This is a genomic window from Petrachloros mirabilis (assembly GCF_975968855.1).
The window spans coordinates 1-8,362 of sequence record NZ_CDLUDY010000149.1 but is presented as its reverse complement, the minus strand read 5'-3'; the positions used below and the strand labels follow the sequence as shown (position 1 = coordinate 8,362).

General features: G+C 56.1%; 10 protein-coding genes. 7 read left to right on the top strand and 3 right to left on the bottom strand.

Annotated elements, in window-relative coordinates:
* Nucleotides 1-112: 112 nt before the first annotated feature.
* Both ACWVCN_RS06025 and ACWVCN_RS06020 read right to left on the bottom strand, forming a co-directional pair.
* Complete coding sequence (locus ACWVCN_RS06025) at nt 113-340, bottom strand: hypothetical protein (protein ID WP_455244647.1); 228 nt, start codon at nt 338-340, stop codon at nt 113-115.
* A 59-nt stretch (nt 341-399) separates the two neighbouring features.
* Nucleotides 400-708, bottom strand: a complete 309-nt coding sequence (locus tag ACWVCN_RS06020; protein WP_455244646.1) for a transcriptional regulator — start codon at nt 706-708, stop codon at nt 400-402.
* A gap of 76 nt (nt 709-784) precedes the next feature.
* Between ACWVCN_RS06020 and ACWVCN_RS06015 the strand changes: the two genes are divergently transcribed.
* The 7 genes from ACWVCN_RS06015 to ACWVCN_RS05985 all read left to right on the top strand — a co-directional run bounded on the left by ACWVCN_RS06015 (nt 785) and on the right by ACWVCN_RS05985 (nt 7,918).
* Entirely contained in the window at nt 785-2,230 is a 1,446-nt protein-coding gene (locus ACWVCN_RS06015; RefSeq protein WP_455244645.1) for a TldD/PmbA family protein, read from the top strand.
* A 9-nt stretch (nt 2,231-2,239) separates the two neighbouring features.
* Nucleotides 2,240-3,583, top strand: a complete 1,344-nt coding sequence (locus tag ACWVCN_RS06010; RefSeq protein WP_455244643.1) for a TldD/PmbA family protein — start codon at nt 2,240-2,242, stop codon at nt 3,581-3,583.
* A gap of 19 nt (nt 3,584-3,602) precedes the next feature.
* Nucleotides 3,603-3,965 (top strand): hypothetical protein, encoded by a 363-nt coding sequence (locus tag ACWVCN_RS06005; protein WP_455244642.1) that lies wholly within the window; start codon nt 3,603-3,605, stop codon nt 3,963-3,965.
* Complete coding sequence (locus tag ACWVCN_RS06000; RefSeq protein ID WP_455244641.1) at nt 3,958-5,604, top strand: hypothetical protein; 1,647 nt, start codon at nt 3,958-3,960, stop codon at nt 5,602-5,604. The genes ACWVCN_RS06005 and ACWVCN_RS06000 overlap by 8 nt, the downstream gene beginning before the upstream one ends.
* Before the next feature lie 231 nt (nt 5,605-5,835).
* Nucleotides 5,836-6,369, top strand: a complete 534-nt coding sequence (locus ACWVCN_RS05995; protein ID WP_455244640.1) for an SLOG cluster 4 domain-containing protein — start codon at nt 5,836-5,838, stop codon at nt 6,367-6,369.
* Between the two features lie 183 nt (nt 6,370-6,552).
* Nucleotides 6,553-7,179, top strand: a complete 627-nt coding sequence (gene msrA, locus ACWVCN_RS05990; RefSeq protein WP_455244639.1) for a peptide-methionine (S)-S-oxide reductase MsrA — start codon at nt 6,553-6,555, stop codon at nt 7,177-7,179.
* A 232-nt stretch (nt 7,180-7,411) separates the two neighbouring features.
* Nucleotides 7,412-7,918, top strand: coding sequence for a lytic transglycosylase domain-containing protein (locus ACWVCN_RS05985; RefSeq protein WP_455244638.1), 507 nt, complete (start codon nt 7,412-7,414; stop codon nt 7,916-7,918).
* A gap of 66 nt (nt 7,919-7,984) precedes the next feature.
* Here the strand turns inward: ACWVCN_RS05985 and ACWVCN_RS05980 are convergent.
* The coding region (locus ACWVCN_RS05980; protein ID WP_455244637.1) for a PilZ domain-containing protein at nt 7,985-8,362 on the bottom strand (378 nt) is incomplete at its 5' end.

Here is an 8,362-nt window from a genome sequence, read left to right as displayed (position 1 = left end):
TCGTGCTGGCGTTCTTCAAATTCGGCTGTTTCGAGCATCTCCTTTGCGTGCTCACCGCTGCACGCAGAAACAGAAAGTATGCCGATCGCGAGCACATTCCGAATCCAGCGATTCATGTTCTCCACTCCACCTGTTCCAACACCTTCTGCCACCAGGAAGCCTGTCGAAGCGATTGCCTGGTTTGATAGGACACCCCACGGAGTTTATGCCAATCCACGATGACTTTTCCATATTGAGCCTCGTGCTGGAGTTGCCACGTCTGGAGCAGATTCAAACAGGAGTGGTCGATATGCCGGAGCGAGGAAAATTCGATGAGGAGTTCGGCATAAGGCGGAGCCATTTCAAGGGTCGAGGCCAGCCTCCCAAGCGAATGCTGAAATTCGGCTGAGGGATCAAATCCTATGTGATCGATACATCGATCCCATATCGTGGAACAGTGATGTGCTCACCTCGACACCTGGGGCAGCGGCTCGGACGCGTGAGTTTGGTCCGTTCGCGAAACACGAACTTGCAGTCGGGGCAGGTGGCGGGCTCAAGCATGAAGCGACGGGTTCGATCGCGGGCCAGCGATTTGACAACGTGTGCGAGGTGCCCTTCGACCTCCCGTTCCGGAAGACCCAGCATCTGGGCCAGTTGATGAGATGAGAGGCGGGTTCCGGTCAACAGCTCAACGATCCGCTGGCGCGCAGTCCGTGGTGCGGGTAACATGCCGGAAATCCTACGACAGACGTGGGAACAAATCCAAGTTGAACAGTCGCCGTGAGTTTGGCAGGATGAAGACACGATGCCCAACCCGAATTGGGATGAACTGGCCGAATTGGCGCTCAAACGGGTGGCGGCCTCCGGGGCCGAGTACGGGGACATTCGCCTCGTGCGGAGTACCGGTCAGACGATCAACGGAGAAGATCGGCGTATTGCCTCGATCAAGGATACGAACGATTCCGGCTTCGGTGTACGCGTTCTGTACCACGGCGGCTGGGGATTCGCCGCCAGTTCTATCGCCTCCCTCGAAGAAGTTCCACGAGTGGCAGATCTCGCTGTCGAGATAGCCCGAGGTACTGCCTCGCTGGCCAGCGAAAAGGTCCGATTAGTCGAAGAACCGGTTCACCGCGATCGGGTGGTGACAGCTCGGACGATCGATCCTTTTGCCGTGCCTCTTGAGCAGAAGACGAAGCTCTTGCGCGATGTGATGGAATCGATGCAAAGACACCGGGATGTCGTGCGCAGCATCGCGAGTCTATGGGCGCGCCGGGATCAGAAGCTCTTTCTCTCGACGGAAGGGACCAGGCTGGAATTCGATCTGCTTGCCGTGGAGGGCGGGTTCACGGCGACGGCGCGCCACGATGGACGATTCGCTTCGCGCAGCTTCAGCACCCCGCACCTGCGAATGGGTTACGAATTGATCGACCAGGCGGACTTCGTGACCGAAGCGCCGCGGGTGGCGGCACAGTCCGCAGAGAAGGTGCGGGCTCCCGCCATACGGCCGGGCACCTACGATCTCGTACTCGATCCTGAACATCTGTCGTTGACGATGCACGAGTCTTGCGGTCATCCGAGCGAACTCGACCGCGTGCTCGGTTACGAAGCCAATTACGCCGGGACAAGTTTTCTGACCACGGAAAAAAGAGGCGTCTTTCGGTACGGATCTCCACATGTGAATTTGGTGGCGGACAACACAGAACCGGAAACCCTTGCGGCGACCGGCTATGATGACGACGGCGTCGCCTGTCAGAAATGGGACATTGTCCGCGAAGGGATCTTCGTCGGTTACTGCACGAACCGTGAGGTGGCTTCGAAGATCGGGGAAACAAGATCGAAAGGATCGAATCGTGCTGACAGTTGGGGGAGCGTGCCGATCGTACGAATCGCAAACATCGGTTTAGAACCCGGTCCGGCCTCGCTCGACGAATTGATCGGCGACGTGAAGCGAGGCATCTACATCGAAGGGCACGGCTCCTACAGCATTGATCAACGGCGGTTCAACTTTCAGTTCGGCGGCGATGCCTTCTGGCTGATCGAGAACGGTCGTCGCACCCACATGGTCCGCGACGTGATTTATCACGGCATCACGCCGGAGTTCTGGAATAGTTGTGACGGAGTGGCGGATCGACACCACCGGCGGCGCTACGGATTTATCACGTGCGGTAAAGGACAGCCCGGCCAGTCAGGCTGGATGACACATGCAGCGTCCCATGCCAGATTCCGCAGCGTCGCGGTGATTAAGGGATAAATAGATCGCATGGGAGTTACACAGTCAAAAACCTGGCCCAAGCTGACGAGCAGGGAAGAGTTTCGCTTCCTGGCCGATCTGGTGTTCAAGCGGTCCCGAGGGGACGACACGATCGTCACCCTATCAGACCAGCACGGGGGAACGGCTCGCTTTGCCAATAATTGCGTTGTGCAGAACGTCGACACGCGGCGGGGGACACTGACGGTGTCCGTGGCATTTGGAAAACGAAGGGGATCTTCGAGTACAACGGATTTCGCCGCGGGATCGCTCCAAGATACAGTGAGCCGCGCCGAAGCCATTGCTCGGCTGTCTCCCGAAGATCCGGAATATTTGCCGCCGCCCGGATCTCAACAGTATCCTGCGCTTCCTACAAACAGGATCGAAACATCTTCAGCGGGTCCCTCTCGGCGTCTCGAATATGCCAACGAAGCAATCGGGCAGTGCCGGATAGAGAATCTTCAGGCTGCCGGAGTTGTATCATCATCCGTTCATTCCTTCGGAGTTGCGACCAGCACCGGGCTGTTCGCGCATGAGGAAAGGACTGAAGCACGGTTCAGCATCACGGTCCAGGCGGACGACGCGACAGGTTGGAGTGCGGCGGCTCACAGGTCGATCGACCATTTGAAGATCCAGGAGCGCACACTGGGGGCCATCAACAAGGCCAAGCGCGGGCGCGATGTCCAGGAACTGTCTCCAGGACCGTACCGCGTCATCCTGGAACCGGCAGCCGTGGCAGGGTTGTGGAGCGGGCTGTTGGGGACTCTCGACGCCAAGTCATACGAGAAAGGCACCAGTCCATTTGCTGGTCGGCTGGACCAGCGGATCGTCGACGAACGGTTGACGCTGTGTAACATGCCGGGCCACCAGGACTTGTTGGCTGCAGGATTCAACCATGATGGATTGCCGAACGAAGAGTTGTTGTGGATCGAGAAAGGGGTTTTGAGGCAACTGGCTTACGATCGTTTTACGGCTCAGTCGCATGGGATCAAACGTATTCCGATGTTGGATGCACCCCATCTCTCGATGTCATGTCCTACGTCGTTCAAGACACAGGATTTGATCAAGCAATGCGAACGGGCCATTCTTGTGACGAACTTCTGGTATATCCGAACGGTCAATCCTACGGATCTGACGCTTACAGGGATGACCCGTGACGGGACATTTCTCGTTGAAGATGGCAACATCACCTCTGCCGTAAGAAACTTCCGCTTCCATGAAAGTCCCCTGCGCGTCTTTTCGCACGTAGAGGCCTGCACCGAACCGTTGGAAGCGGTCACCTCGGAGACAGGGAAGATGTTGGTTCCGGCGATGGTGCTCCGTGATTTTCATTTCTCGAGCGTCACGAGGTTCTAAATAGGGAGGCTAGACGCGCATGACATCATTAAAATTACTGGCCGTGGGGATCGTGATCGGGTTCACGGGATTCGGATGCGGCTCGCTCGAAGGATCCAATAAGCAGGAAGCGATGGGAAAGGGGATCGTGCGAGGAACGTTGGGCAGTCATCCGGATTGGCAGTCCAAACTGGTTCCTGCCCACGCGACGGAAGTTTCCGGGCAGGTTGTGGCACTTGAAGGCGGCGCCTATGTCGTCCAGGAAAACGGTGAGGTACAGCATCGATTGCCGCACGATGAGAACACTAGAATCGATAGGCCGGCGCATGTGGGCGACAGGGTTCACGCATGGATAGATGAACGAGGCCGGGCCGTCCTCATCCGCAATATCGATCATGAGTGAGTGTTTCGGGCGCATAGGCCCATTCCTGCTCCTGTACGGAATAGTCGTAACGCTTTTCTGGCCCACGAGCCTCCATGCGTCAGAATCAGCCCCGGTTTTGTTCGACAATCTTGGTTCGCTCCACCATCCCATCAGCACGGCTTCCGGACTCGCGCAACGGTATTTCGATCAGGGATTGAGACTGGTCTATGCTTTCAACCATGAGGAGGCAATCCGGTCGTTCGAAGAATCCGCCAGTCAAGATCCCGAAGCGGCGATGCCCTATTGGGGTATCGCTTTGGCCTTGGGTCCGAACATCAATGCAGCGATGGAAAAGGAAGATCATCGACGTGCCGTGGAAGCGATTAAGAAAGCCAGAGCGAGACTCGCACATGCCACCCCAACCGAACGAGCATATGTCGAGGCATTGTCACGTAGGTATCTGGCGAAGAGGCGGGCGTCACGGGCGTCGCTCGACAAGGCGTATGCCGATGCGATGCGTCATGTCTGGCAAGAGCATTCCGATGATCCCGATGCAGGCGTTCTCTTTGCAGAAGCCCTGATGAATCTTCGCCCATGGGATCTTTGGACTCGAGGCGGGAAACCAAAATCCGGCACTGAAGAAATCTTGGCCACTCTCGAATCGGTCATGGCGGCACACCCCGACCACCCAGGAGCCTGTCACTATTACATTCATGCCGTCGAGGCATCTCCGGATCCTGGGCGAGCCCTGGCCTGTGCGGAGAGACTCCCGGACCTCATGCCAGGTGCAGGCCATCTGGTCCATATGCCGGCACACATCTATGCCAGAGTGGGAAAATACCATGAGTCCGTTGAGCATAATGCCTTGGCTGTCCATGTGGATGAAGGGTATTTGGCGAACCGTCACTTGTCCGGAGATTATGCAGACGGTTACTACAGCCATAATCTCCATTTCTTATGGTCTTCGCTCATGATGGAGGGCCGAAGAGCCGATGCCTTGAAAACGATGAAATCACTTGTCGCTACCATTACGGAAGAGGAAGTCCGAGAGAATCGTTTCAAGGAGCAGTATCTCACGACGAAGTTCTTTACACTGATACGATTCGGCTTGTGGGATGAGATGCTCCGTGAAATGCCGCCGCTGAAGGGGCAGCGTCTTGTAGAAGGGATCTGGCGCTTGGGACGGGGACTTGGTCATGCGGCAACTGGGCGATTGCCCGGTGCCGAAGGCGCACATCATGCCCTCTTGCAATCGGTCAAGCGGTTTCGGCGATCAAAGGATCCGGAGGACAAACTCGAGCGTGATCTCCTCAAGATCGCCGAACGGTTGCTGGCCGGTGACATTGCCGCACATCGTGGACGGTACGATGACGCCATCAAGGCAGCGACAGAAGCCGTGAAGATCGAAGAATCCCTCCAATACTCGGAGCCACCGCTCTGGCCGCTCTCGCCGCGGCACTACCTCGGGCCAATCCTCCTCCTGGCCGGCCGCCCTGGAGAAGCCGAACAAGTGTACCGAGACGATTTGACTCGGCATCCTGAAAATGGCTGGGCCTTGTTCGGTTTGGCCCAAAGCCTCCAGGCCCAGCACAAAGACTCGGAAGCCGACGAGGCTCTGGAGCGGTTTCGAAAGGCTTGGGGCCATGCGGATGTCACCCTCGCCGCGTCACGATTCTAGCCGGGCCTTGAACAGGCCGATCCGCACGTACCCACATCGCTCAAAGCCGCAACGTATTGGTGAACGCACGTCCCAAGTATCTCATTTTATCGGCGGATTCTTTGTACGCACGGCGGTCCTTTCTGCAAGAATCCTGGATTGTTCTCCTGGATACAGCCGGCGCACTTTGACAAACCTCCCAGAAAACCGGCTACAATCCTGGTCATTTCTCTTCAGGAAGGGGAAACAATCGTGCGCTACGTTGTCGGGGTGATGGGGCCGGCCAAGGCGAGAAGGAAGGATATAGAGAACGCACGCATCCTCGGTGAGCTCATCGCGCGGCGTGAATGGGTACTGTTGACCGGTGGCCGCGATGTTGGAGTCATGCACGCGGCAAACCAGGGAGCCAAAAAAGTCCCGAGAAGCTTGACGGTCGGCGTACTCCCGACAACCAGGGACCGCATTTCGAAGTACGTCGACGTGGCCATTATCACTGAGATGGGAAATGCCAGGAACAACATCTGCGTATTGTCGAGCCAGGTCATCGTCGCCTGCGGCCTGGGAGGGTCTGGAACCGTTTCAGAAGTGGCCCTAGCACTCAAGGCGGGGAAGGAAGTCGTGTTGCTCGGCGCTACGCCGGTGGAAGAAAAGTTCTTCAAGAAACTCGGCGGACCATTAATTTCCTGCGTCCATACTGCCGAAGACGCGATCAACGTGATCCTCAAACGATTTGAAAGGGATGACGCTCTCAATCTCCAAGGCCCTCAGCCATGGGGCCGCCTCTGAAGAGGGGCTTCACCGTTCTCCTGCGACCCGTTCAGAACCTGCAACAACTCAAACTTCTCCGGTGATCATTGATTCTCTGACTATAGACCTTTGCATCTGAACGATCGCGACGAGGCGAAAGCCGTAGTAATTAATGTAAGATTGTATGGAGATCGGCGACAGATTGAAGGGAGGAATGACACTATGGATGTCTCGGGATCTATCATAAGACTGTTGTTCATGGCCCTGATGGTGATAGGAGCAGGGTACGTCGGTCTTTCACCCGGGAATGCTACGGATACGCCGAAATTGGCTAGGGCCTATTTCGCCGGTGGTTGCTTCTGGTGCATGGAGGAAGCGTTTGAGAAAGTCGAGGGAGTAGTCGAGGTGGTATCAGGGTACATGGGAGGAACGGCGAAAAATCCCAGCTATGAAGAGGTATCGTCCGGTAGGACCGGCCATGCCGAGTCCGTGGAAGTTCGGTATGATTCGTCCAAGGTAGCGTATGCACAGCTTCTCGAAACCTTCTGGCGCAACGTCGATCCTATTACTGCGGATGCGCAATTCTGCGATCATGGCAATCAGTATCGCTCCGTGATTTTCTACCGGGGGGAGGAACAACAGCGGGCAGCCCAAGAATCAAAGCAAGCTATCGAACAATCGAAGCGATTTGCAGCTCCAATTGTGACGCAAGTGACATCGGCTTCAGAGTTTTATCCTGCCGAGGAATACCACCAGGATTTCTACAAAAAGAATCCTATCCGTTACAAGTATTACAAGTTCACCTGCGGGCGGGCCCAACGTCTGGAAACCCTCTGGGGCAAACCATAAGCGCTCTCTTAGGTGGCGGATTCTCCGCGACCAGTGGCAAAAAATGAGCCGTCCTGTAGGCTCTTGTACAGCATCATCAGAAGCATTTCCGCCACAGTCTAGGAGTTTCTACTATCATTCAATGACTTGTGCACCTACTCACCTGGCATGAAAGTTGACCATCCCATGCCCGATGACGGCGTTTCACCGCACAGCCATGTCTCGATTCAGTGCTCGGATTTTCTGTCTCACTATGGCGGTTGTCCTACTGATCGCCGTTACTCCAACCACGACTGAGCGCGATTTTGAAACCCGCCCCCGCTCTTCGAAGCGGGAAATCAGTCGCGCGATCCATTTCTATGCGAAGCGGTTTCGTCTCGATCCGGGTTTGCTCCGGGCTGTCATTAAAGTGGAGTCCGGCTTCAAACAGGATGCTGTGTCTCGAAAGGGCGCAGTGGGGCTGATGCAACTGATGCCAGCCACAGCCAAGGCCCTGCACGTGGCCGATGTCAACGACCCTGTTCAGAATATCAGGGGAGGTGCAAAACAGCTGCGTCGTCTGCTCAACCGGTACGATGAAAACCTTCCGCTCGCGTTGGCTGCTTACAACGCCGGTGTCAATCGCATCAAAGGGCGAAAAGTGCCTCGAATCCGAGAAACCCGCACGTATGTCAAGAAAGTGCTCAGGCACTACCACCGATCTCAAATGAAATCACGGCACTCTCGATCGCATAAGTCAATCCGGTCCCCTCGGACATGAAGTTCATTTCGAGACCACCGCGCATAACAACCCATTCTCGCCATCAGTCCCCTTGTCCTCAATACGTTATCCTCCGGATTTCATGACGATGCCCCTAAGACGTTCCCGTTGAGCCGGTCTGATCCCGACGAATTCGAGACCGAACACCTCTCCATCAACCCAACGGACGACAGCCTCCTCAACGCGCAAGGGCCAAGGTTGATCACTCAAGAAGATCGACACCTTCAAGACTGAATCGACCTTGACCTCGGTCAGCGAGGTAGCCCTGCAGCCGTTGGTTGAGATGTCGAGGAGCGAAGCTTCTCCCTCAAGGTCGTCGTCTGCGAAAAAGAACATTCTGCGGTCAAGGGGTATGCGACGACCGCAGCGGTCCGTTCTCTTGTCTTTGTTCGATTCAGGAGCCGTTCGATCGGAAAAAGATGCAGCCCTGCTCATGGTTCGTCC